Source organism: Streptomyces sp. DH12 (assembly GCF_020873895.1).
In the GTDB taxonomy this organism is placed as follows: domain Bacteria; phylum Actinomycetota; class Actinomycetes; order Streptomycetales; family Streptomycetaceae; genus Streptomyces.
In genome coordinates this window covers 89,090-110,447 of the sequence record NZ_JAHWGT010000024.1, presented here as the reverse complement: position 1 = coordinate 110,447, position 21,358 = coordinate 89,090, and the positions used below count along the sequence as shown (strand labels likewise).

General features: G+C 73.9%; 23 protein-coding genes and 1 pseudogene. 13 read left to right on the top strand and 11 right to left on the bottom strand.

The features are described 5' to 3' along the window. The coding region (locus LPA54_RS22295; RefSeq protein WP_228980552.1) for a hypothetical protein at positions 1-190 on the bottom strand (190 nt) is incomplete at its 3' end. Between LPA54_RS22295 and LPA54_RS22290 the strand changes: the two are divergent. From LPA54_RS22290 to LPA54_RS42910, 5 genes and pseudogenes are all read left to right on the top strand, one after another. After that, positions 173-462: pseudogene (locus LPA54_RS22290) on the top strand (Scr1 family TA system antitoxin-like transcriptional regulator); the annotation flags it as partial. The gene LPA54_RS22295 and the pseudogene LPA54_RS22290 overlap by 18 nt on opposite strands. Next, positions 459-665, top strand: a complete 207-nt coding sequence (locus LPA54_RS22285) for a DUF397 domain-containing protein (RefSeq protein WP_228980531.1) — start codon at positions 459-461, stop codon at positions 663-665. The pseudogene LPA54_RS22290 and the gene LPA54_RS22285, both read left to right, overlap by 4 nt. A 132-nt stretch (positions 666-797) precedes the next feature. Further along, positions 798-1,415, top strand: coding sequence for a hypothetical protein (locus LPA54_RS22280; RefSeq protein ID WP_228980529.1), 618 nt, complete (start codon positions 798-800; stop codon positions 1,413-1,415). A 51-nt stretch (positions 1,416-1,466) separates the two neighbouring features. Further along, the gene (locus LPA54_RS42915) at positions 1,467-2,057 is read left to right on the top strand and encodes a PH domain-containing protein (RefSeq protein ID WP_228980527.1); all 591 of its coding nucleotides are present in this window, start codon (positions 1,467-1,469) and stop codon (positions 2,055-2,057) included. A 74-nt stretch (positions 2,058-2,131) separates the two neighbouring features. Then, entirely contained in the window at positions 2,132-2,779 is a 648-nt protein-coding gene (locus LPA54_RS42910) for an NAD(P)-binding domain-containing protein (protein ID WP_308112885.1), read from the top strand. A gap of 78 nt (positions 2,780-2,857) precedes the next feature. On the opposite strand, the gene LPA54_RS22265 is transcribed toward LPA54_RS42910, so the two are convergent. The 3 genes from LPA54_RS22265 to LPA54_RS22255 all read right to left on the bottom strand — a co-directional run bounded on the left by LPA54_RS22265 (position 2,858) and on the right by LPA54_RS22255 (position 6,045). Further along, positions 2,858-4,516 (bottom strand): phospho-sugar mutase, encoded by a 1,659-nt coding sequence (locus tag LPA54_RS22265; protein ID WP_228980550.1) that lies wholly within the window; start codon positions 4,514-4,516, stop codon positions 2,858-2,860. Between the two features lie 164 nt (positions 4,517-4,680). After that, positions 4,681-5,505 (bottom strand): purine-nucleoside phosphorylase, encoded by an 825-nt coding sequence (locus tag LPA54_RS22260; RefSeq protein ID WP_228980523.1) that lies wholly within the window; start codon positions 5,503-5,505, stop codon positions 4,681-4,683. 102 nt (positions 5,506-5,607) lie between these two features. Further along, positions 5,608-6,045, bottom strand: a complete 438-nt coding sequence (locus tag LPA54_RS22255) for a gamma-glutamylcyclotransferase (protein ID WP_058941468.1) — start codon at positions 6,043-6,045, stop codon at positions 5,608-5,610. 218 nt (positions 6,046-6,263) lie between these two features. Here LPA54_RS22255 and LPA54_RS22250 point away from each other — a divergent pair, with 218 nt between their 5' ends. Together LPA54_RS22250 and LPA54_RS22245 are read left to right on the top strand one after the other, a co-directional pair. Further along, positions 6,264-7,703: an NAD(P)H-quinone dehydrogenase gene (locus LPA54_RS22250; protein ID WP_228980548.1), complete on the top strand. Its 1,440-nt coding sequence runs from the start codon at positions 6,264-6,266 to the stop codon at positions 7,701-7,703. 168 nt (positions 7,704-7,871) lie between these two features. After that, positions 7,872-8,828 (top strand): DeoR/GlpR family DNA-binding transcription regulator, encoded by a 957-nt coding sequence (locus LPA54_RS22245; RefSeq protein ID WP_308112884.1) that lies wholly within the window; start codon positions 7,872-7,874, stop codon positions 8,826-8,828. A 94-nt stretch (positions 8,829-8,922) separates the two neighbouring features. Here the strand turns inward: LPA54_RS22245 and LPA54_RS22240 are convergent, their stop codons facing one another. Together LPA54_RS22240 and LPA54_RS22235 are read right to left on the bottom strand one after the other, a co-directional pair. Then, on the bottom strand, positions 8,923-9,486 hold the full coding sequence (locus LPA54_RS22240) for a TetR/AcrR family transcriptional regulator (RefSeq protein WP_228980522.1): 564 nt from the start codon (positions 9,484-9,486) through the stop codon (positions 8,923-8,925). A 106-nt stretch (positions 9,487-9,592) separates the two neighbouring features. Further along, positions 9,593-11,359 carry a biotin carboxylase N-terminal domain-containing protein gene (locus tag LPA54_RS22235; protein WP_228980520.1) on the bottom strand — a complete coding sequence of 589 codons (1,767 nt, stop codon included), beginning with the start codon at positions 11,357-11,359 and terminating at the stop codon, positions 9,593-9,595. Between the two features lie 351 nt (positions 11,360-11,710). On the opposite strand from LPA54_RS22235, the gene LPA54_RS22230 reads away from it, so the two are divergent. After that, positions 11,711-12,160: a hypothetical protein gene (locus tag LPA54_RS22230; RefSeq protein WP_228980519.1), complete on the top strand. Its 450-nt coding sequence runs from the start codon at positions 11,711-11,713 to the stop codon at positions 12,158-12,160. A 54-nt stretch (positions 12,161-12,214) separates the two neighbouring features. Here LPA54_RS22230 and LPA54_RS22225 read toward each other — a convergent pair whose 3' ends face one another. The 3 genes from LPA54_RS22225 to LPA54_RS22220 all read right to left on the bottom strand — a co-directional run bounded on the left by LPA54_RS22225 (position 12,215) and on the right by LPA54_RS22220 (position 13,414). After that, a complete protein-coding gene (locus LPA54_RS22225) occupies positions 12,215-12,820 on the bottom strand; it encodes a nucleoside triphosphate pyrophosphatase (RefSeq protein WP_228980516.1) in 606 nt (201 codons plus the stop codon). 19 nt (positions 12,821-12,839) lie between these two features. Further along, positions 12,840-12,968, bottom strand: a complete 129-nt coding sequence (gene mmpB / locus LPA54_RS42410) for a morphogenic membrane protein MmpB (RefSeq protein ID WP_257375451.1) — start codon at positions 12,966-12,968, stop codon at positions 12,840-12,842. A 98-nt stretch (positions 12,969-13,066) separates the two neighbouring features. After that, positions 13,067-13,414 (bottom strand): helix-turn-helix transcriptional regulator, encoded by a 348-nt coding sequence (locus LPA54_RS22220; protein ID WP_228980513.1) that lies wholly within the window; start codon positions 13,412-13,414, stop codon positions 13,067-13,069. A gap of 264 nt (positions 13,415-13,678) precedes the next feature. Here LPA54_RS22220 and LPA54_RS22215 point away from each other — a divergent pair, with 264 nt between their 5' ends. Then, a complete protein-coding gene (locus LPA54_RS22215) occupies positions 13,679-14,833 on the top strand; it encodes a hypothetical protein (RefSeq protein ID WP_228980512.1) in 1,155 nt (384 codons plus the stop codon). Between the two features lie 79 nt (positions 14,834-14,912). Here LPA54_RS22215 and LPA54_RS22210 read toward each other — a convergent pair whose 3' ends face one another. Together LPA54_RS22210 and LPA54_RS22205 are read right to left on the bottom strand one after the other, a co-directional pair. Beyond that, positions 14,913-15,122: an acyl-CoA carboxylase epsilon subunit gene (locus LPA54_RS22210; RefSeq protein WP_228980510.1), complete on the bottom strand. Its 210-nt coding sequence runs from the start codon at positions 15,120-15,122 to the stop codon at positions 14,913-14,915. A 30-nt stretch (positions 15,123-15,152) separates the two neighbouring features. Then, positions 15,153-16,742 (bottom strand): acyl-CoA carboxylase subunit beta, encoded by a 1,590-nt coding sequence (locus LPA54_RS22205; RefSeq protein ID WP_228980508.1) that lies wholly within the window; start codon positions 16,740-16,742, stop codon positions 15,153-15,155. A gap of 119 nt (positions 16,743-16,861) precedes the next feature. On the opposite strand from LPA54_RS22205, the gene LPA54_RS22200 reads away from it, so the two are divergent. From LPA54_RS22200 to LPA54_RS22185, 4 genes are all read left to right on the top strand, one after another. After that, a complete protein-coding gene (locus tag LPA54_RS22200) occupies positions 16,862-17,725 on the top strand; it encodes a biotin--[acetyl-CoA-carboxylase] ligase (protein ID WP_228980505.1) in 864 nt (287 codons plus the stop codon). Positions 17,726-17,887: 162 nt separating this feature from the next. Next, the gene (locus LPA54_RS22195) at positions 17,888-19,036 is read left to right on the top strand and encodes an adenylate/guanylate cyclase domain-containing protein (protein WP_228980504.1); all 1,149 of its coding nucleotides are present in this window, start codon (positions 17,888-17,890) and stop codon (positions 19,034-19,036) included. A 29-nt stretch (positions 19,037-19,065) separates the two neighbouring features. Then, the gene (locus LPA54_RS22190) at positions 19,066-19,923 is read left to right on the top strand and encodes an enoyl-CoA hydratase/isomerase family protein (protein WP_228980502.1); all 858 of its coding nucleotides are present in this window, start codon (positions 19,066-19,068) and stop codon (positions 19,921-19,923) included. 159 nt (positions 19,924-20,082) lie between these two features. After that, complete coding sequence (locus LPA54_RS22185) at positions 20,083-21,309, top strand: sensor domain-containing diguanylate cyclase (protein ID WP_228980500.1); 1,227 nt, start codon at positions 20,083-20,085, stop codon at positions 21,307-21,309. Positions 21,310-21,358: the final 49 nt, after the last annotated feature.

Genomic DNA, 21,358 nt, shown 5'->3' with positions numbered 1-21,358 from the left:
CCTCGGGGTCGGCGGCCTCGGGTGCGGGAGAAGTCACCCCGGTGGCGCCGCCGACCCCTGCGGGGGCGACCCGCCACGGCCCCTCCGACCGCCGTCGGCGGGTGCGGACCTCAGTCGGCCGGGCCGGGGCGGCCAGTCCCTCCACGACCAGCAGTCCGCGTCGGCCCCGGAATGGCGGCAGCAGCTCCAACGCCTGCTGGAAGTCGGCGCCTTGCGTTACGTCTCGCTCCAGGTCATGCGACGAGCGTGGAGGCGCATCCGGGGTTGGACGGTGGGATCGAGGTGTTGAAATTCGGAGACGGGCGGGCAGTGCGGCGGTCCGAGGGAGCATTCAACGGCCGCGCAGTGACGGCCCCGAAGCACCTCAGGATCCTGGAGCTTCGCTATGGCATGATCCGGGCCCGGGCTCTCACCCCACGGGAGCCACTGGCCTTCATGGAGCAAGTGCTGGGAGAAACATGATCCGTAAGTCTGCCGAGGGCGACTCCTCGCTGGAGTGGTTCAAGAGCAGCTACAGCAGCAGTGGGAACGATGCCGACTGCGTCGAGGTCGCCATGGCGCCCGGTGCCGTCCACGTGCGCGACTCCAAGGACGTCGACGGGCCTCGGTTGGCCGTTGCCCCGGATGTCTGGAGCGGGTTCGTGGCGTACGCGTCGGAGGGCTGACCCCCTCGCCGATTCCCTGACCGAACCGGTGGCCGACCGGCATGATGAACATGGCGTTCGAGGGCGCCGGTCGGCGCGTGGCGTGGGCGGAGGGGGAGGACGATGGGGCGAGCCGGGCCAAGTGTCGTGGGGATGGGGTTGCTGTTGTCCGTGGTGGCGGGGTGCTCCGGTGGCGGTGGCGGTGGGGACAAGGGGGCGGACGTCGAGCCCTCCACCCGCATGCACGTCATGAGCCCTGCCCCCTGCGCGCTGCTTGAGCGGAAGCCGCTGGTGGACGGCATGACGTTCCGTGCCGGTACGGACTCCGTGCGGACGGAGCCGCGGGAGGACGCCTCGCAAGACGACGGGTCGGTGACCTACCGGCAGTCCTCCTGCCACGAGACGATCGGCACGCCCGCGCGGGGAGGTGGGCTCTGGCTCCTGTCCGCGCGCGCCGACGTGTACGAACGGGTCGGTCCCGCCTGCCACAGGAAGCGGGTCAAGGAGAACCTGGCGAGCGCCCAGAAGCTCGACCCCGTCGCCGTGGACGGTGCGGCGTACTGGCGGAACGTCGAGGAGAAGGGGATGCCGGGGCGTGAGTTGATCATGTGTGACGGGAACCTCCTGCTGGAGGTCACGGCCCTCGCCCCGCGCGGGAGCGAGCGCGGGAGCGTCGACGGCACCCTCGGGAAGCTCGTCGAGACGGCGGCCCGGTTGATGGAGGAGGGGCTGCGGGATCCGGCCGCCCCGTCGTCCTCGACGATGCCGTAGGGGCGACCCGGTGCCTGGGGTCCGTGGGGGGTGTGAGGCAGAATCGGGCGCATGACGAGCCCTGAGCAGCCCGGCACGCCGGGTACACCTTCGGCGCCCACCTACGCGGAGCGTGTCTTCCGGTCGCCGCTGGCCATGGTGGGCGGTGTGCTGCTGCTCGGCATCGGGCTGTGGATGGGTGGCGACGCCCTGGTGCGGGGCGAGGGGATGACGCGCTGGGTCGCGCTCGCGGCGCTGGTGGCCGGGGTGCCGGTCGTGGTGGCGTTCACCTTCCGGCCCGCCGTGTACGCGAACGACGACCGGATGCTGGTGCGCAACCCGTTCCGTACGGTCGACGTGCCCTGGGCGGCCGTCGAGGCGCTGCGGGCGACGTACTCGACGGAGGTCGTCACGCGCGACGGCGGCAAGTACCAGCTGTGGGCCGTGCCCGTCTCGATGCGGCAGCGGAAGCTGGCCGTGCGCAGCGGCGGCAAGGTGCTGGTCGGCGCCGAGAGCACCCTCAGCGAGCTGCGGCAGCTGGCCGAGCAGAACGCGGTGCGGCCCTCCGCGAAGGGCGAGCCGCGGGTGCGGTGGGCGTACGAGGTGATCGTCCCCGCCGCCGTCGGGTTCGTCGCCCTGGCCGTGCTGCTCGGGCTGCGGTAGGAGGACGGGCGGCCACGGGACCAGGACTTTGGTGCCGGCCCGTCGGGGCCGCGGTCCGATCCGCCGCCCCGGCGGTGGCGGCTAGCGTCGCTGCCATGCGTATAGGACTACTCGGTACCGGCAATGTCGCCCGCGCACTGGCCCAGGGCTGGAGCGCCGCAGGGCACGACGTCCTCCTCGGTTCCCGCCGGCCCCGGGACCGGGCCGACCTCGGTCTGCCCGTGGCGGGCCTGGACGAGACGGCCGCCCACGCGGAGGTGCTCGTCAACGCCACCCCGGGGACCGTGTCCCTGGTACTGCTCCGCTCGCTCGGGGCCGAGGCCCTGGCCGGGACCCTGCTGATCGACGTCGGGGTCGGCCTCTCCGACGACTACTCCGAGCTCTCCCACCCGAACAGCAGCCTCGCGGAGCAGATCCAGGCGGCCTTCCCCGCGACGCCCGTCGTCAAGACGCTGTGCACCATGGACTCCACCGTGATGACCGCCCCCGACGACCTCTCCGGACCCACCACGGTCTTCCTCTCCGGCGACGACGCCGAAGCCAAGCGGACCACCGGGCGGCTGCTCACGGACCTCGGCTGGCCCCCCTCGTCCCAGCTGGACATCGGCGGCATCACCACCGCGCGGGGGCAGGAGCACTTCGCGCTGCTCTTCATGGGCATCGCCGGTGGTCTGGGGACGCACGTCTTCAACGTGCACGTGGTCGCCAGGCCCGCCGGTTAGGGGCTCCGCCGCGGCGGGGCGTACGGCGGCGGCCCCGGCGCTCCCGGGGGAGCGGCGGGGCCGCCGGGGCGCGGGCCGTCAGATGCCGGCGGCGGCCGCGAGGTCCTGCTTGACCGCGTCCAGGACGCCGGTCGCCCGGGTGCGGGCCTCCGGGAGGGCCGCGGCGTCCGCCACGGGGACGACGACCTCCAGGTAGCACTTCAGCTTCGGCTCGGTGCCGCTCGGGCGGACGATGACCCGGGCCCGGTACTCGCCTTCCAGGTAGTACCGCAGCCCGTCGGTGGGCGGCAGCGCCGCCGTGCCGTGGGTGAGGTCCTCGGCGCGCGCGACGGTCAGTCCGGCCAGCGACGTCGGCGGGGCCTGGCGCAGGCGGCGCATCGCGTCGGCGATCACGGTCAGGTCCTGGACGCGGACCGACAGCTGGTCGGTGGCGTGCAGGCCGTGCGCGACGGCCAGCTCGTCCAGCAGGTCGGTGAGGGTCCGGCCGCGGTCCTTCAGCTCCGACGCCAGCTCCGTGACGGCCAGCGCCGCGGTGATGCCGTCCTTGTCGCGGACGCCCTCGGGGTCGACGCAGTAGCCGAGCGCCTCCTCGTAGCCGTACCGCAGGCCCTCCACGCGGGCGATCCACTTGAAGCCCGTCAGGGTCTCCTCGTGGCCCACGCCCGCCGCGGCGGCGATCCGGCCCAGCAGCGACGACGACACGATCGACTCCGCGAACACGCCCTTCGCGCCCTTGCCGACCAGGTGCGCCGCGAGCAGCGCGCCCACCTCGTCGCCGCGCAGCATCCGCCAGCCGCCCGCCGCGGAGGCGTCCGGTACGGCCACGGCGCAGCGGTCGGCGTCCGGGTCGTTGGCGATGACCAGGTCCGGGGCCGCCTCGCGGGCCGTGGCGAACGCCAGGTCCATGGCGCCCGGCTCCTCCGGGTTGGGGAAGGCGACCGTCGGGAACGCCGGGTCGGGCTCCGCCTGCGCCTCGACCAGCACCGGCGCGGGGAAGCCGGCGCGGGCGAACGCCGCCAGGAGGACGTCCTTGCCCACGCCGTGCATGGCCGTGTAGACCACCCGCGCCGAGCGGGAGGTGCCCGGGGTGAGGACCTTGTCGGTGCGCTCCAGGTACGCGTCCAGCACCTCGTCGCCGAGGACGTCCCAGCCGTCCTCCGCGCGCTCCACGTCGGCCAGCGAGGCCACGGCGGCGATGCGGGCCGCGATCTCGGCGTCGGCCGGGGGCACGATCTGCGAGCCGTCGCCCAGGTACACCTTGTAGCCGTTGTCGCGCGGCGGGTTGTGGCTGGCGGTCACCTCGACGCCGGCGACGGCGCCCAGGTGCCTTATGGCGTACGCGAGGACCGGCGTCGGCAGGGGGCGCGGCAGGAGCGCGGCGCGCAGCCCCGCGCCGACCATCACGGCGGCCGTGTCGCGGGCGAAGTCGGCGGACTTGTACCGGGCGTCGTAGCCGATGACGACGAGTCCGCCGGCCTGCCCATGGTCCTTCAGGTAGGCGGCCAGGCCCGCGGCGGCGCGGATGACCACCGAGCGGTTCATCCGCATGGGGCCCGCGCCCAGCTCTCCGCGCAGCCCGGCCGTACCGAACTGCAGCGTGCCGGCGAAACGGCCGGCGAGCTCGTCCAGGTCGCGGTCGGCGAGGAGCCGCGCGAGTTCGTCGCGGGTCTCGGCGTCCGGGTCCTCGGCCAGCCACGCCTCGGCCTGCGCGATGAGGTCCGGCTGGTCGGGCCGCAGGTTCTGCTGCACGGGGTCTGCCTCTCTGCTGAAGTCGTACGCGTCGCGTCGCGTCGTCGGGGGTGTGGATCCGTTACCCGGTGCCGGCCGGGCGCAGACCCCTTCCGTCGCGGCCGGGGCCGCACCTCAGGGGGTGTGCCGGGCCCCGGCCCCCGGGGGCGGGGTCAGATGCGCTCCAGGACGCGGGTGAGCAGCTCGCCCATCCGCGCGGCCGAGTCGCGGCCGGCCTGGAGGACCTCCTCGTGGTTCAGCGGCTCACCCGAAAGGCCCGCGGCCAGGTTGGTGACGAGGGAGATGCCGAGGACCTCGGCGCCCGCCTCGCGGGCCGCGATGGCCTCCAGGACGGTGGACATGCCGACCAGGTCGCCGCCGAGCACGCGGACCATGTTGATCTCGGCCGGGGTCTCGTAGTGCGGGCCGGGGAACTGGACGTAGACGCCCTCCTCCAGGGAGGGGTCCACCTCCTTGCACAGGGCGCGCAGGCGGGGCGAGTACAGGTCGGTGAGGTCGACGAAGTTCGCGCCGACGATCGGGGAGGCCGCGGTGAGGTTCAGGTGGTCGCTGATCAGCACCGGCTGGCCGGGGCGCATGCCCTCGCGCAGGCCGCCGCAGCCGTTGGTCAGGACGACGGTCTTGCAGCCGGCCGCGACGGCGGTGCGCACGCCGTGGGCGACGGAGGCGACGCCGCGGCCCTCGTAGAAGTGCGTGCGGCCCAGGAAGACCAGGGCGCGCTTGTCACCGATGCGGTACGAGCGGATCTTGCCGCCGTGGCCCTCGACGGCCGGCGGGGGGAAGCCCGGCAACTCGGTGACCGGGTACTCGGCCTCGGGGGCGCCGAGCGCGTCGGCGGCCGGGGCCCAGCCGGAGCCCATCACGAGGGCGACGTCGTGGGTCTCGGCACCCGTCAGCTCGCGCAGGCGCGCGGCGGCGGCCTCGGCGGCGGCGTGGGGGTCGTCCTGGCGGTGGTCCGGGGTAACAGATGCGTTCACGCGGACGAGGGTAACCCGTCTGGGCCTACGCGCGTAGATGACAGGGCCTACGGTGTTCGTTTCGTTGTCTTGTCGCTTCCGACGAACCGGCCGGTCGCCCGGTCAGCAGGGGCGTTTGCGCAGTTCCATGACGTAGTCGTGGGGCGCGCCCGCGGACTCGGCGGCGTCGGCGATCTCCCCCAGGTAGCGGGCGGAGGGCAGCCCGCCCTCGTACCCGTTGAGGACGTACACCCACGCGGGCTCCTCGCCGTCGAGGGTGTGCACCCGCAGGCGCATGCGCCGGTAGATGTCCAGCCCGACGCCCTCCCAGCGGTCCATCGAGTCCTCGTCCATCGGGGCGATGTCGTAGAGGGCGACGAACACCTGCGAGCGCGGCGCCTCCACGATGGTGGCGAGCGCCCCCTCCCACCCCATCTGCTCGCCGCCGAAGGTCAGCCGCCAGCCGTTCAGCCAGCCCGTGCCGCGCAGCGGGGAGTGCGGGGCGCGGCGGGTCATCAGCCGCGCGTCGAGGTTGCCGGCGTACGCGGCGTAGAGCGACATGGGATCGAGGGTACGGGAGGGGTGGGGGTGGGCGCGGTCCCGGCGTGCGCCGAAGGTGGCCCCGGGGCTGAGCGGGGCCGCCCGGTGCGGGAGAATGAAGCCGGATCGAACAGTGCGGGACAATGACGTACGTACTCCCCTTCCCATGAGGACGACCCCGACCCCCGGCCCGACCCGAGCGCGGGGTCGACGTGACGAGAGCGCGAGGCGTGACCCCAGTGACCCGGATCGTGATCATCGGTGGCGGACCCGGCGGATACGAGGCGGCCCTGGTGGGCGCCCAGCTCGGCGCGGAGGTGACCGTCGTCGACTGCGACGGCCTCGGCGGAGCGTCCGTCCTGACGGACTGCGTCCCTTCCAAGACGCTCATCGCGACGGCCGAGGTCATGACGACCTTCGACTCGTCCTACGAGGAGCTGGGGATCATCGTCGCGGACGACACCCCGCACAAGGAGATGGCGGCCCGGGTCGTCGGCGTCGACCTCGGCAAGGTCAACCGCCGGGTGAAGCGGCTCGCCCTGGCCCAGTCGCACGACATCACCGCCTCCGTCACCCGTGCGGGTGCCCGCGTGATGCGCGGCCGCGGCCGCCTGGACGGGGCGCAGGACCTCGACGGCTCGCGCCGCGTGGTCGTCACGGCCGCCGACGGCACGGAGGAGACCCTCACCGCCGACGCCGTGCTGATCGCGACCGGCGGCCACCCGCGGGAGATCCCCGACGCCCAGCCCGACGGCGAGCGCATCCTCAACTGGACGCAGGTCTACGACCTGGACGAGCTGCCCGAGGAGCTGATCGTGGTCGGCTCCGGCGTGACCGGCGCCGAGTTCGCCGGGGCGTACCAGGCGCTCGGCTCGCGCGTCACGCTCGTGTCGTCCCGCGACCGGGTGCTGCCCGGTGAGGACCCGGACGCGGCGGCGGTCCTGGAGGACGTGTTCCGGCGCCGCGGCATGAACGTCATGGCCCGCTCGCGCGCCCAGTCCGCCAAGCGGGTCGGCGACCGGGTGGAGGTCACCCTCTCCGACGGGCGGGTCATCTCCGGCACGCACTGCCTCATGGCGGTCGGCGCCATCCCGAACACGGTCGGCATGGGCCTGGAGGAGGCGGGCGTCCGGCTCCGCGAGTCGGGGCACATCTGGACCGACAAGGTGTCCCGCACGTCGGCGCCCGGCGTGTACGCGGCCGGTGACGTCACCGGCGTGTTCGCCCTCGCGTCGGTCGCCGCCCACCAGGGCCGCATCGCGATGTACCACTTCCTCGGCGAGACGGTCGCACCGCTGGACCTGAAGACCGTCTCCTCGAACGTCTTCACCGACCCCGAGATCGCCACGGTCGGCTACACCCAGGCCGACGTCGACGCGGGCAAGATCGACGCCCGGGCGGTCAAGCTGCCGCTGCTGCGCAACCCGCGCGCCAAGATGCAGGGCATCCGGGACGGCTTCGTGAAGATCTTCTGCCGCCCGGGCACCGGCATCGTCGTCGGCGGCTGCGTCGTCGCGCCGCGGGCCAGCGAGCTGATCCACCCCATCTCGATCGCGGTGGACAACAACCTGACGGTCGAGCAGATCGCGAACGCGTTCACCGTGTACCCGTCGCTGTCGGGGTCGATCGCGGAAGTGGCACGACAGTTGCAGACCCGGAAGACGACCGCGGAGGCGTGAGCCGGGGGACAACCCCCGGCAACCCCCGGCAAGTCGGGACACCGAACGGTCAGTGAGCGCACACGGACGGGACCGCCCATAGCACTCGGCGGCCCCGTCTGTTCGCAACTTCTCGGATTCGGTGCATACGGCTGCAAACTCTCGGGCGCTGGGGTTACTGTCAGTTTCGTGTTCGCTGCAGAACGTCGCCAGTTGATCCTTGAAATGGTGCGTGCCAACGGGGCGGTCTCGCTCCGGGAGCTCGCCCGCGTCGTCCAGACCTCCGAAGTGACCGTACGGCGGGACGTGCGCGCGCTCGAGGCCGAAGGACTCCTCGACCGCCGGCACGGCGGTGCGGTGCTGCCGGGCGGTTTCACGCGTGAGTCCGGCTTCCCGCAGAAATCCCACCTCGCGACCGCGGAGAAGACGGCGATCGCCGACGTCGCCGCGGGCCTCGTCCAGGAGGGCGAGGCGATCGTCGTCGGAGCCGGTACGACGACGCAGGAGCTGGCCCGCCGCCTCGCCCGCGTCCCGGGGCTGACCGTCGTGACCAACTCGCTGCTGGTCGCCCAGGCCCTGGCGCACGCCAACCGCGTCGAGGTCGTCATGACCGGCGGCACGCTGCGCGGCTCCAACTACGCCCTGGTCGGCAGCGGCGCGGAGCAGTCCCTCCAGGGGCTGCGGGTGTCGCGGGCCTTCCTGTCGGGCTCCGGGCTCACCGCCGAGCGCGGCCTGTCCACCTCCAACATGCTCTCGGCGAGCGTCGACCGGGCGCTGGTCCAGGCGGCCGCCGAGGTCGTCGTCCTCGCCGACCACACCAAGCTCGGCACGGACACGATGTTCCAGACCGTGCCGACGGACGTCATCACCCGCCTGGTCACGGACGAGCCGCCCGGCCACGACGACCGGGCCGCGATGGAGCTCCAGGCCCTCGCCGACCAGGGCGTCCAGATCACCGTCGCCGGCTCGGGACCCGCCACCGCGGGCGCCGAGGCCGCCCCGCGGGGGCGCCAGCCCCGGCGGGACGTGCCCCTCCCGGGCCAGCGCGGCAGCCGCCCCCCCGGCCCGCAGCTGCGCAGCGCCCCGCTGTCGGGCGACAGCCCCCAGGACCGCCAGCCCCGCGTCGCGGACCTGCGCCGCCGCTGACCCCGCCCGCACCGGGGCGCGCACGGGGACGGCGCAGTGCGCCGGTCGGCGAGACGGAGCCGCGGGTCAGGGGCGTCGAGCCGGGCGCGACCGGTCAGGGCTTCAGGCCGCGCAGCGTCAGGGTCAGGAGGCGGTCCGCCAGGGCCGGGTCCGCCGGGGCCTGCTCCGCCGCCAGGGCGATGGCGTTCGTCAGCTGCATCAGGTCGCCGATCGAGACGTCCCCGCGCACCGCGCCCGCCCGCTGCGCCCGTACCAGGAGGCGCTCGCCCGCCTCCCGCAGCGGCACGCTGCACTGGGACAGGGCCGAGCCGGGGTCGGAGGACACCGCCAGCAGCGCCCGCGCCAGCCCCCGGTACTCGCCCGCGTGCGTGACGATCGCGCGCAGCCACGCCACCAGCGCCGTACACGGCTCCTCGGCCTCCGCCAGCTCGCGCGAGCGGGCCAGCAGCGCCGTCACGGCGTCCTGGAACACCGCGTTCATCAGGGCGTGGCGGTTCGGGAAGTGGCGGTACAGGGTGCCGATGCCGACGCCCGCCCGCCGCGCGATGTCCTCCAGCGCCGCGTCCGTGCCGTGCTCCGCGAACGCCGCGCGCGCCACGTCCAGCAGCCGCTCGTGGTTGCGGCGGGCGTCGGCGCGCATCGGCCTGGTCGTCGTCATCCCGGGTCCTTCCTCGTCCCTCCAGGATGCCATCGCGCCCACGCGTGAGGGCCCGCCGGTCAGACCGGCGGGCCCTCACCCGAGTGTCACCGCGGACGGCGGGAGGTCAGTCCTTGATCTCGCAGATCGGGGCGCCCGAGGTGACGGACGCGCCGACCTCCGCCGACAGGCCCTTCACCGTGCCCGCGCGGTGCGCGTTCAGCGGCTGCTCCATCTTCATGGCCTCCAGGACGACGATCAGGTCGCCCTCCTTGACCTCCTGGCCCTCCTCGACGGCCACCTTCACGATGGTGCCCTGCATCGGGGAGGCGAGGGTGTCGCCGGACGCGGCCGAAGCGGACTTCCGCTTGGCGCGGCGCTTGGGCTTCGCGCCCGCCGCCAGGCCCGTACGGGCCAGGCTCATGCCGAGCGACGACGGCAGCGACACCTCAAGGCGCTTGCCGCCCACCTCGACGACGACCGTCTCGCGACCGGTGCTCTCCTCCTCCTCCGCCTCGGCGTCGGCCGGGGCGGTGAAGGGCGGGATCTCGTTGACGAACTGGGTCTCGATCCAGCGCGTGTGCACCGTGAACGGGCCCTCTTCCGGCGCGAAGGCCGGATCGGCGACGACCGCGCGGTGGAACGGGATGGCCGTGGCCATGCCCTCCACGTGGAACTCGGCCAGCGCGCGCCGCGCCCGCTCCAGCGCCTGCCGGCGCGTCGCACCCGTCACCACGAGCTTGGCGAGGAGGGAGTCCCAGGCCGGGCCGATGACGCTGCCCGACTCCACGCCCGCGTCCAGCCGGACGCCCGGGCCGGACGGCGGCGAGAACCGCGTGACGGTGCCGGGGGCGGGCAGGAAGTTCCGGCCCGGGTCCTCGCCGTTGATGCGGAACTCGAACGAGTGGCCGCGCACCGGCGGGTCGTCGTAGCCCAGCTCCTCGCCGTCGGCGATGCGGAACATCTCGCGGACCAGGTCGATGCCGGTGACCTCCTCGGTCACCGGGTGCTCGACCTGGAGGCGGGTGTTGACCTCCAGGAAGGAGATCGTGCCGTCGTTGCCGACGAGGAACTCGACCGTGCCGGCCCCGACGTACCCGGCCTCCTTGAGGATGGCCTTCGACGCCCGGTACAGCTGCGCGTTCTGCTCGTCGGACAGGAACGGCGCGGGGGCCTCCTCGACCAGCTTCTGGTGGCGGCGCTGGAGGGAGCAGTCGCGCGTCGACACGACGACGACGTTGCCGTGCTGGTCCGCCAGGCACTGCGTCTCCACGTGCCGCGGCTGGTCCAGGTACCGCTCGACGAAGCACTCGCCCCGGCCGAACGCCGCGACGGCCTCGCGGACCGCCGAGTCGTACAGCTCGGGGACCTCCTCCAGGGTGCGGGCCACCTTCAGGCCGCGGCCGCCTCCGCCGAACGCCGCCTTGATCGCGATCGGCAGGCCGTTCTCCCGGGCGAAGGCGACGACCTCGTCCGCGCCGGACACCGGGTCGGGCGTACCGGCCACCAGGGGCGCGCCGGCGCGCTGGGCGATGTGACGGGCCGCCACCTTGTCGCCGAGGTCGCGGATGGCCTGCGGCGGCGGGCCGATCCAGATGAGACCGGCGTCGATGACGGCCTGGGCGAACTCGGCGTTCTCCGACAGGAAGCCGTAACCCGGGTGGACGGCGTCCGCCCCCGAGTCCTCGGCCGCCTGGAGCACCTTGGCGATGTCCAGATAGCTGGCCGCCGGGGTGTCACCGCCCAGGGCGAACGCCTCGTCCGCCGCACGGACGTGCAGGGCGTCCCGGTCCGGATCCGCGTAGACGGCTACGCTTGCGATCCCGGCGTCCCGGCAGGCACGGGCGACACGGACAGCGATTTCGCCACGGTTGGCGATGAGCACCTTGCGCACGATGGCTCCCTCCATTCCCAAAACACGCTGAGTTTAGGGACTGCCGACACGACGTTTCGACTGTTCCCCAGTCGTGAGGTTGCCCACACGGAGCGTGATACGGGGTTCGCTCAGACCCCGAAACCCCTTGTCCGGCCCAGCTACGCAGGGTTTCCTCTCTGCACAGTAGCCCCGCGGTGTGGCCAAGGTCTCTGTGCTGTGGGCCAGCGGGGCGTCCCGATTCTTTGTGGAGTCCCTACGAATGGGCGAATGATTCTTTGCCGGTGCGTCCCGACCCTTGCCCAAGGGTTTACTCGTGAGTAGCCTGCGCGGTGTCTTCCGTACTGCTGGTAACAGGCAGGGGGTACCCGTGTGACCCGCAGACCGATCGCCCTCGCGGCGGCCGTCGTGCTCCTCGCCGAGGCGGTCGGCGCCGTCCTGCTGCACGGCGTCCTCGCGACCGTCCTGGGGGGCCAGCGGATGTCCCTGGCCGGCCTCGACCCGGACGCGGTGATCGCCGGTACCTGGGTGATGGGCGGCGTCCTCGGGGGCTACCTCGCCCTGTGCGGCGCCGTGCTGCTGCGCGTCGCCGTCCGGGGCGTGCCGCCCGGCCGGTGGGCCCGCGTCCTCCTCGTCACCTGCGCCCTCACCCACGCCGTCCTGGGCGCCGTCGTCGTCGGCCTCGTGGGGTGGGGCGCCTTCGCCTGGATGATGGCGGTGATGGGGCTGGTGGTGCTCACGCTGGTGGCGTACGCACCCGTCGTGCCCGTGGCGGGGGGCGGCGGCCCCGCCGGGCGGGAGGAGGACGCCCAGCCCGTCTGAGGGCCGTACGCATCTCCCGCGGCGGCGCGCGCTCCGTCCCGGCGGGCCGCGCGGCTACGACCAGAGGTCGGTGACGGAGACGCCCAGCTCGGCCAGGAGGCGGCGCAGCAGGGGCAGGGAGAGGCCGATGACGTTGCCGGGGTTGCCGTCCACGCCGTCGATGAAGGGCGCCGAGCGGCCGTCCAGCGTGAACGCCCCCGCCACGTTCAGCGGTTCGCCGCTCGCCACGTAGGCGGCGATCTCCTCGTCCGTCGGCTCGCCGAAGCGCACCACCGTCGACGCCGTCGCCGACGCGTACCGCTTGGCCGCCGTGTCGTGGACGCAGTGGCCCGTCTGGAGCACCCCGACACGGCCGCGCATGGCCTTCCAGCGGGCGACGGCCTCCTCGGCGTCGGCGGGCTTGCCGAGCGCCCGGCCGTCCAGTTCGAGCACCGAGTCGCAGCCGACGACGAGCGCGCCCGACGCCTCCGGGCGGGCCGCCACCAGGGACGCCTTCGCCTCGGCGAGCGCCAGGGCCAGTTCGGCGGGGGTCGGTGCCGTCACCTTGCTCTCGTCGAAGCCGCTGACGATCACCTCCGGCGCCATACCGGCCTGACGCAGCAGTCCGAGGCGGGCGGGGGACGCGGAGGCGAGCACGAGGCGGCGGCGCTGAGCAGTCATGCCGCCATCGTAGGCACCCTCAGCGCAGTCCCGCGGCGAACATCGCCACGACCATCGCGAGGGCGAGGAGGACGCCGGCCCGGCGGAGCATGGCCTGCATGGCCCGCATCTCCTCGGGCGGTTCGTCGTCGGGGTCGGACCAGAGCATCCTTCGATCCTGCGCGCCCCGGCCCGCCCCCGCCTGAGTACGCGTACTCAAGCGGGGGCGTGCCAACGGACCAGACGCGGCTCGCCCCCGACGTCCCGTCAGGCGGCGGACGGGCGGAGCAGCGCCGCCGGCGGGGTGGCGTGGCGGCGCGCGCAGTGCGGGTCGGCGCAGAGCGCGTCGTGGGCGAGCACCGACAGCACCGCGGCCTGGAGCCGCGTCTGCTGCCCGAGCTTCTCCACGATCCGCGCCACGTGCGCCTTCACCGTGCGCTCCGCGATGCCCAGCTCCCGGGCCAGCTCGCGGTTGCCGAGGCCGGTGCCCAGCAGGAGCAGGACCTCCCTCTCCCGCTCCGTCAGCCGCTTCAGGCCCCAGATCCCGTGCACCGGGTCGGTCCCGGCGCGCCGGTAGGCGCAGGCCGTGTTCCCCGTGTCGGACCGCTTGGTCATGGCGGGTCCTTCCTGTCGCCGCTGCTCCCAGCAGAGCCCCGTGCCCTGGGTGTGCGGCGGACGGATCCCAACCTAGCCGCCCGCGCCGACACCGGGGCGGCAGGGGTGGATCCGGGCCGCGGCCCCCGCGCCCGGCCGGTGGATGCGGGGGCGTACTGCCTCACCGGGCACTGCCCGAAGAGACAATGTCGGCCAACTCCTCGGGTCCCTAGTGTCGTTGCGCACATGACACACCGACGGAAGGTGCTCCACACGATGGGACGCATGCGCACGACCAGCCGAGTCATAGCCGTGGCGATCGCTCCGGCGCTCCTGGTGGGCCACACCGCCACCGCGGCCCCCCACCCGGCGCCGGCCGGCGGGACCGCGGCGTTCTCCCTCTCCGGCATCGACCAGCAGCGGTTCGCCGACGTCTCCGGCGTCGCCGCCACGACCCCGCAGGGCCGCGCGATGAGGACCCACGGGTTCAGCGTCCTGCGGGCCGCCTCGGGTCAGACGGCCGTCGTGGACACCTCCATGGCCGACCAGGGCATCACCACCGCCGCGGCCCCCGAGTTCGTCGACGTGTCCTGGAAGCCGTACGCCGGCGACGCCCGCTACACCGTCAAGCGCGACGGCCGTGCCGTCGCCACCACCGCGCCGGGCGCCGGCGCCTTCCGCGACACGGCGCTCACCCCGGGCGCCACCTACCGCTACGACGTAGCTCCCGTGCTGGCCGACGGCGCCACCGCGCCGGGCGCCCGCATGTGGAGCATGCGGGTCACCGTCCCGGCGGTGGGCAAGGGCGAGAGCGCGGTCGGCGCGATGCGCGCCCAGGCGACCGCGCAGGCCACCGCGGCGGCGGCCGCCAAGACCACCACCGTCAGCTGGGTGGCGTTCATCCCGCAGAAGCGGATCGACGCGCCCGCCGCCGGCTGCGACTACGGCAAGGGCTACCAGTTCGCCGGCGACAACCGCTCCGGCTTCGACTGGAAGTCCTCGAAGTACCGCACGGCCGTGCACGGCACGATCGACTGGAGCAAGAAGTCGGTCACCGGTAACAAGAGCATCAGCGCCACGCACGTCTACAACAAGAAGACCGGCAAGCTCGTCGCCACCAAGACCGCCTCCGGCAAGAACACCTACGCCAAGAAGCTGGGCTCGGGCTCCAACTACGTGGACGTGCGCATGGTCACGCACGCCTCCAACCCGTTCTGCAAGTTCGGGGCCATCGACGGTGCCTTCTCCATGCACCTGACCACCAGCGGCAACTACTCCATCATCAGCGGCAAGCACCGCCTGATGCCCAACCACCACGTCTACATCTACAACGGCGGCAAGGTCACCAACGTCTACACCCGCAAGTACGCCAACGCCCTGTGCCTGGTCGGCCCCGTCCTGTGCCAGGAGGCGACCTTCTACGGCTCCGGCAAGTTCTGATCCGAGGGCCACACGCGAGGCGCCCCCGGGCCGGTTCCGCACCGGCCCGGGGGCGCCTTCCGCCGTGCTCCCGGCGCCGCTACGCCGGCCAGTAGGTGCGCGTCCAGGAGCGCGGGCCCGGCGCCGGCGTCGCCGTCCGGGCGATGCGGGCGGGCGCGGACCACGCCTCCGGCGCGCGCGGCGCGTCACCGGTCCCGGCGGCCGCCGCGGCGGCGGCGCGGGCCCGCACCACCGCGAGGGCGGCGGCCAGCTCCTCGGGGGTCGGGTTGCCCCGTACGACCTTGATCATCGAAGCTCCTCCACAGGCGTCCACGGGGGTCTACAGCGGGATGTTGCCGTGCTTCTTCGGAGGCAGGCTTTCCCGCTTCGTACGCAGCTGACGCAGCCCCTTGACGATCTGCGTGCGGGTCTCCGACGGCATGACCACCCCGTCGACGTACCCCCGCTCCGCCGCCGTGTACGGGTTGAGCAGCGTGTCCTCGTACTCCTGGATCAGCCGTGCGCGCAGCGCCTCCCGCTCGTCCTCCGGGGCCTCCGCGATGGCCCGGCGGTGCAGGATGTTCACCGCGCCCTGGGCGCCCATCACCGCGATCTGCGCGGTCGGCCAGGCCAGGTTGAGGTCCGCGCCGAGGTGCTTGGAGCCCATGACGTCGTACGCGCCGCCGAACGCCTTGCGCGTGATCACGGTGATCAGCGGGACGGTCGCCTCGGCGTACGCGTAGATCAGCTTGGCGCCGCGCCGGATGATGCCGCCGTACTCCTGGTCCACGCCCGGCAGGAAGCCGGGGACGTCGACGAAGGTCAGGACGGGGATGTTGAACGCGTCGCAGGTGCGGACGAAGCGCGCGGCCTTCTCGCTGGCGTTGATGTCCAGGCAGCCGGCGAACTGCATCGGCTGGTTGGCGACCACGCCGACCGGGAAGCCCTCGACGCGGCCGAAGCCCGTGACGATGTTCGGCGCGAACAGCCCCTGCACCTCCAGGAACTCGCCGTCGTCCACGACGTGCTCGATCACCGTGTGGATGTCGTAGGGCTGGTTCGCCGAGTCGGGGACGAGCGTGTCGAGCTCGCGGTCCTCGTCCGTCACCTCCAGGCCCGCCTCCTCCGGGAAGGCGGGCGGCTCGGAGAGGTTGTTCGACGGCAGGTACGACAGCAGCGACTTGACGTACTCGATGGCGTCCTTCTCGTCCGCCGCCATGTGGTGGGCCACGCCCGACGTCGTGTTGTGCGTCCGCGCGCCGCCCAGCTCCTCGAAGCCCACGTCCTCGCCGGTCACCGTCTTGATGACGTCGGGCCCGGTGATGAACATGTGCGACGTGCGGTCCACCATGACCGTGAAGTCGGTGATCGCGGGGGAGTACACGGCGCCGCCCGCGCACGGGCCCACCACCAGGCTGATCTGCGGGATCACCCCCGAGGCGTGGGTGTTGCGGCGGAAGATCTCGCCGTACATGCCGAGCGCGCTGACGCCCTCCTGGATGCGGGCGCCGCCGGAGTCGTTGATGCCGATGACGGGGCAGCCGGTCTTCAGCGCGAAGTCCATCACCTTGATGATCTTCTGGCCGAAGGTCTCGCCGAGCGCCCCGCCGAACACGGTGAAGTCCTGCGAGAACACCGCCACCGGACGGCCGTCGACCGTGCCGTACCCGGTCACCACGCCGTCGCCGTAGGGGCGGTTGCGCTCCAGCCCGAAGTTGGTGGAGCGGTGCCGGGCGAACTCGTCCAGCTCGACGAAGGAGTCCTCGTCCAGGAGGAGGGCGATCCGCTCGCGGGCCGTCAGCTTGCCCTTCGCGTGCTGCTTCTCGACGGCACGCTCGGAACCCGCGTGCGTCGCCTCCTCGATTCGGCGCTGCAGATCCGCGAGCTTCCCCGCGGTCGTGTGCATGTCGGTCTCTTGACGCTCGGACATCGGGATGCGGCTCCCTGCCTGGTCACGTGTGGTCACGGGTACGGTGGCTACTGGCCCGTAGCGTATCGGCGGGGATGCCCTTCGGCAGTGCGGTCTTTGCCACACCTAGGCTGGGTTGCATGACGCCTCCACTTGGTCCAGTCACCGGTTCCGCCGGCCGCTGGAGCGACCTCGAACGGCCCCCGCTGAACGCCCCCGCGCTGCGCCGGGCCCTGGTCCGCCCGGGAGCGCTGTGGACCTCCCTGGACGTGGTGCCCGCCACCGGCTCCACCAACACCGACCTGGTCGCCCGCGCCGCCGGGCTGGCGGAGGGCGCCGTCCTGGTCGCCGAGGAGCAGACCGCGGGCCGCGGCCGGCTCGACCGCGCCTGGTCGGCGCCGGCCCGCTCGGGGCTCTTCCTCTCCGTTCTCCTCGCGCCGGACGTGCCGGTCGGGCGGCTCGCCTGGCTGCCGCTCCTCACCGGCGTCGCGGTCGCCACCGGGCTCGCGCGGGCGGCCGGCATCGACACGGCCCTGAAGTGGCCCAACGACCTGCTCGTGAGGGTCGGCGGGCAGGAGCGCAAGGCCGGGGGCATCCTCGCCGAGCGCGCCGGCGACCACGGCGTCGTGGTCGGCATCGGCCTCAACGTCACCCTCCGCGCCGACGAGCTGCCCGTGCCCACCGCCGGGTCGCTGGCGCTGGCCGACGCCGTCTGCACCGACCGCGACCCCCTGCTGCGGGCCGTGCTCCGCTCCGTGGAGGAGTGGTACCGCCGGTGGACCGCGGCCGGCGGCGACCCATCGGCGAGCGGCCTCCAGGCCGCCTACGCGGCCGGCTGCGCGACGCTCGGCAGGGCCGTCCGGGCGGAGCTGCCCGGCGACCGGTCGCTGACCGGCGAGGCCGTCGCCGTCGACGGGGACGGGCGGCTCGTCGTGGCCACCGCCGACGGCGCCCGGGAGGCGGTCGGGGCGGGCGACGTCGTCCACCTGCGCCCGGCCGACTGAACGCGCGAGCCCGTGCGGACGTGAGCCAGGGCACACCTGCCGTATCGTTGAGGCGATTCGCCGACCGGGTTCGCCGAGGCGGTCGACGAGGGCGTCGACGCGGCGGGTCAGCGAGAGAACGGCAGGCAGGGCAGTGCGTACGGATCGGGCAGGAGGCGGCCGGTGACCGTCGACGACGCGAACGCGGGCGGAGCGGAACACCCCACCCCCCACCATGTCGTCGACCACACGGCGGAGCCGACCGACAACCCCCTGGCCATCCGCCTGGAGCAGTTGATCCTCGGCGCCGAGCGGCGCTACACGCCCTTCCAGGCGGCCCGCACGGCCGGGGTCTCCATGGACCTGGCCTCCCGCTTCTGGCGGGCGATGGGCTTCGCCGACATCGGGCAGGCCAAGGCGCTGACCGAGGCGGACGTCCTGGCCCTGCGGCGGCTCGCCGGCCTGGTCGAGGCCGGGCTGCTCAGCGAACCCATGGCCGTGCAGGTGGCCCGGTCGACGGGGCAGACCACGGCGCGGCTCGCGGAGTGGCAGATCGACTCCTTCCTGGAGGGGCTGACCGAGCCGCCCGAGCCGGGGATGACCCGCACCGAGGTCACGTACCCGCTGGTGGAGCTGCTGCTGCCGGAGCTCCAGGAGTTCCTGGTGTACGTGTGGCGGCGGCAGCTCGCCGCGGCGACCGGCCGGGTCGTCCAGGCGGGTGACGACGACGAGATGGTCGACCGGCGGCTCGCCGTGGGCTTCGCCGACCTCGTCGGCTTCACCCGGCTGACGCGCCGGCTGGAGGAGGAGGAGCTCGGGGAGCTGGTCGAGGCGTTCGAGACCACCTGCGCCGACCTCGTCGCCGCGCACGGCGGCCGGCTGATCAAGACCCTCGGCGACGAGGTCCTCTTCGCCGCCGACGACGCCGGGACCGCCGCGGAGATCTCCCTGCGGCTCATCGAGACGCTGCGGGGCGACGACACCATGCCCGCCCTCCGCGTCGGCATCGCCTTCGGCACGGTCACCACCCGCATGGGCGACGTCTTCGGCACCACGGTGAACCTCGCCAGCCGGCTGACGTCGATAGCGCCGAAGGACGCCGTCCTCGTCGACGGGGCCTTCGCGGAGGAGCTGGCCCGCACGGGCGAGGCGCCCGAGTCGGAGGCGCAGGCGGCGGAGGAGGCGGCCCGCGCGGAGAAGGAGGGCCGGGCCCCGGACCCGTACCGCTTCGCCCTCCAGCCGATGTGGCAGCGCCCGGTCCGCGGGCTCGGGGTCATCGAGCCCTGGCTGCTGTCCCGGCGGGAGCCTAAGATCCCCGGTGAGACGCGATAACGCTCGTTAACCGGGAGGGTGGGCGCCACATGTCCGAGCAGCAGCAGACCGAGGACCGGACCGGAGCCGGGGCGGGGCAAGCGACCGCGGGGGCCGCGGGGGAGGAGCGGTACGGCGAGTTCGTCGCCGTGCGGCGGCACGGCTTCACCGCCGAGCTGGTCCTCGACCGGCCGCAGGCCATGAACGCCGTCTCCACCGCCATGGCCCGCTCCATCGGCGCCGCCTGCGACGCGCTCGCCGCCGACCCGTCGGTACGCGTCACCGTGCTGACCTCCACCCACGACCGGGCCTTCTGCGTCGGCGCCGACCTCAAGGAGCGCAACTCCTTCACCGACGCCGAGCTGCTGCGCCAGCGGCCCACCGCGCGCGCCGCCTACACGGGCGTGCTGGAGCTGCCGATGCCGACCGTCGCCGCCGTGCGCGGCTTCGCGCTGGGCGGCGGCTTCGAGCTGGCGCTCGCCTGCGACCTGATCGTCGCCGACGCCACCGCGGTCGTCGGCCTGCCCGAGGTGTCCGTCGGCGTCATCCCGGGCGGCGGCGGTACGCAGCTGCTGCCGCGCCGCGTGGGGGCCGCCCGCGCCGCCGAGCTGGTCTTCACGGCCCGCCGCGTGGCCGCCGCCGAGGCCGCCGCCCTCGGCCTGGTCGACGAGCTGGTGGAGGACGACGCGCGCGGCGCCGCGCTGGAGCTGGGGGCCCGCATCGCGGCGAACTCGCCGGTCGGGCTGCGCGCCGCCAAGCGCGCCCTGCGCCTGGGGCAGGGGCTGGACCTGCGGGCCGGTCTGGAGGTGGAGGACGCCGCGTGGCGGACCGTGGCCTTCTCCGGTGACCGCAAGGAGGGCGTCGCCGCCTTCAACGACAAGCGCCCGCCGCGGTGGCCCGGGGAGTAGCGGGCCGCCGTCCCCGGTGGCCCCGCCGCTCCGGCGACCGCCGCCGACCGCGCCGGGGCGGCCGGGCGGGGCGGGGTGGAGCCGCGGGGAGCGGGGTCACCTGGAGTAACCAGAGGGGCCCTTGGGTGAAAAGTTCGGACACCTCCCTAAGCTTGAGGAATGGGTGAGGATGTCCGACTGCAGGCCGTGGTGGCGCTGGCGCAGGCGATGGCGGCGGCGCACACACCGCGGGAGTGCTGGCGGGCCGCGGCGCTCGGCGCGTGCGACGCGCTCGGGGGTACGTTCGCGGCGCTGTCCACCTGGCAGCGGGACCTCGGCCGGCTGAAGGTCCTCGTGAACGCCGGCCGGCGGGCACCGGACGAGGAGGAGTTCCCGGACTCCGAGACCTACCCCGTCCACCAGTTCTCCGAGATCACCGAGTTCCTGCACGAGCGGTGGGCGGGCGGGGGCGAGCCGAACGCCTGGGTGGAGACGGCCGACGGCGCCGACGCCGCGCCCGGGGCGTACGGCCCCGCCGCGACCGCCGCCACCGCCGCGACCGCCGCCACCGGCTCCGCCCGGTCCGGCGGCCCGCCCGGCCGGGCGGAGCCGCGGTCCTGGGGGCGGGTGGCGGCGCTGCGCCGGCGCGGGCGCGGCAGCTGTGTGGTCGCCCCGATCGTGCTGCACGGACGGGCGTGGGGCGAGCTGTACGTCGCCCGACCCGTCGGGGCGCCGGCGTTCGACCGGGACGACGCCGACTTCGCGACCGTGCTGGCCTCCGTGGTGGCCGCCGGGATCGCCCAGACCGAACGGCTGGAGGAGGTCCGGAAGCTGGCCTTCACCGACCCGCTGACCGGGCTCGCCAACCGCAGGGCCGTCGACACGCGCCTGGACGAGGCGGTCGACCGCTTCCTCACCGACGGCGCCGTGGTCAGTCTCGTGGTGTGCGACCTGAACGGGCTCAAGCACGTCAACGACACCCACGGGCACGCCGTCGGCGACCGCCTCCTGGAGCGCTTCGGCTCGCTGCTGTCCTGCTGCTCGGCGCGGCTGCCGGGGGCGCTGGCGGCGCGGCTCGGCGGGGACGAGTTCTGCCTGCTGGCGGTGGGGCCGGAGGCCGACGAGGTGGTCGCCGTCGCCGACGAGCTGTGCGTACGCGCGGGTGAACTGGAGTTCGGGGAGGGCGTGGCGTGCGGGGTGGCGTCGACGGGCGACCCGATCGGGCCCGTGCGGTCCGCCCGGCGGCTGTTCCGGCTCGCCGACGCCGCCCAGTACCGCGCGAAGGCCGCCCGGTCGCCGAAGCCCGTGGTCGCCGGGCGGGACGGCTCCGTCGTACGGCTCGCCGACACCCCGCCGGCCGGCCACCGCGACCGGCGCCGCTTCCGCGACGCCCGCCCGGGCGCCTGACCGGCGGGCGCCTGGCCGGCGGGCGCCTGGCCGGCGGGCGCGGGCCGCG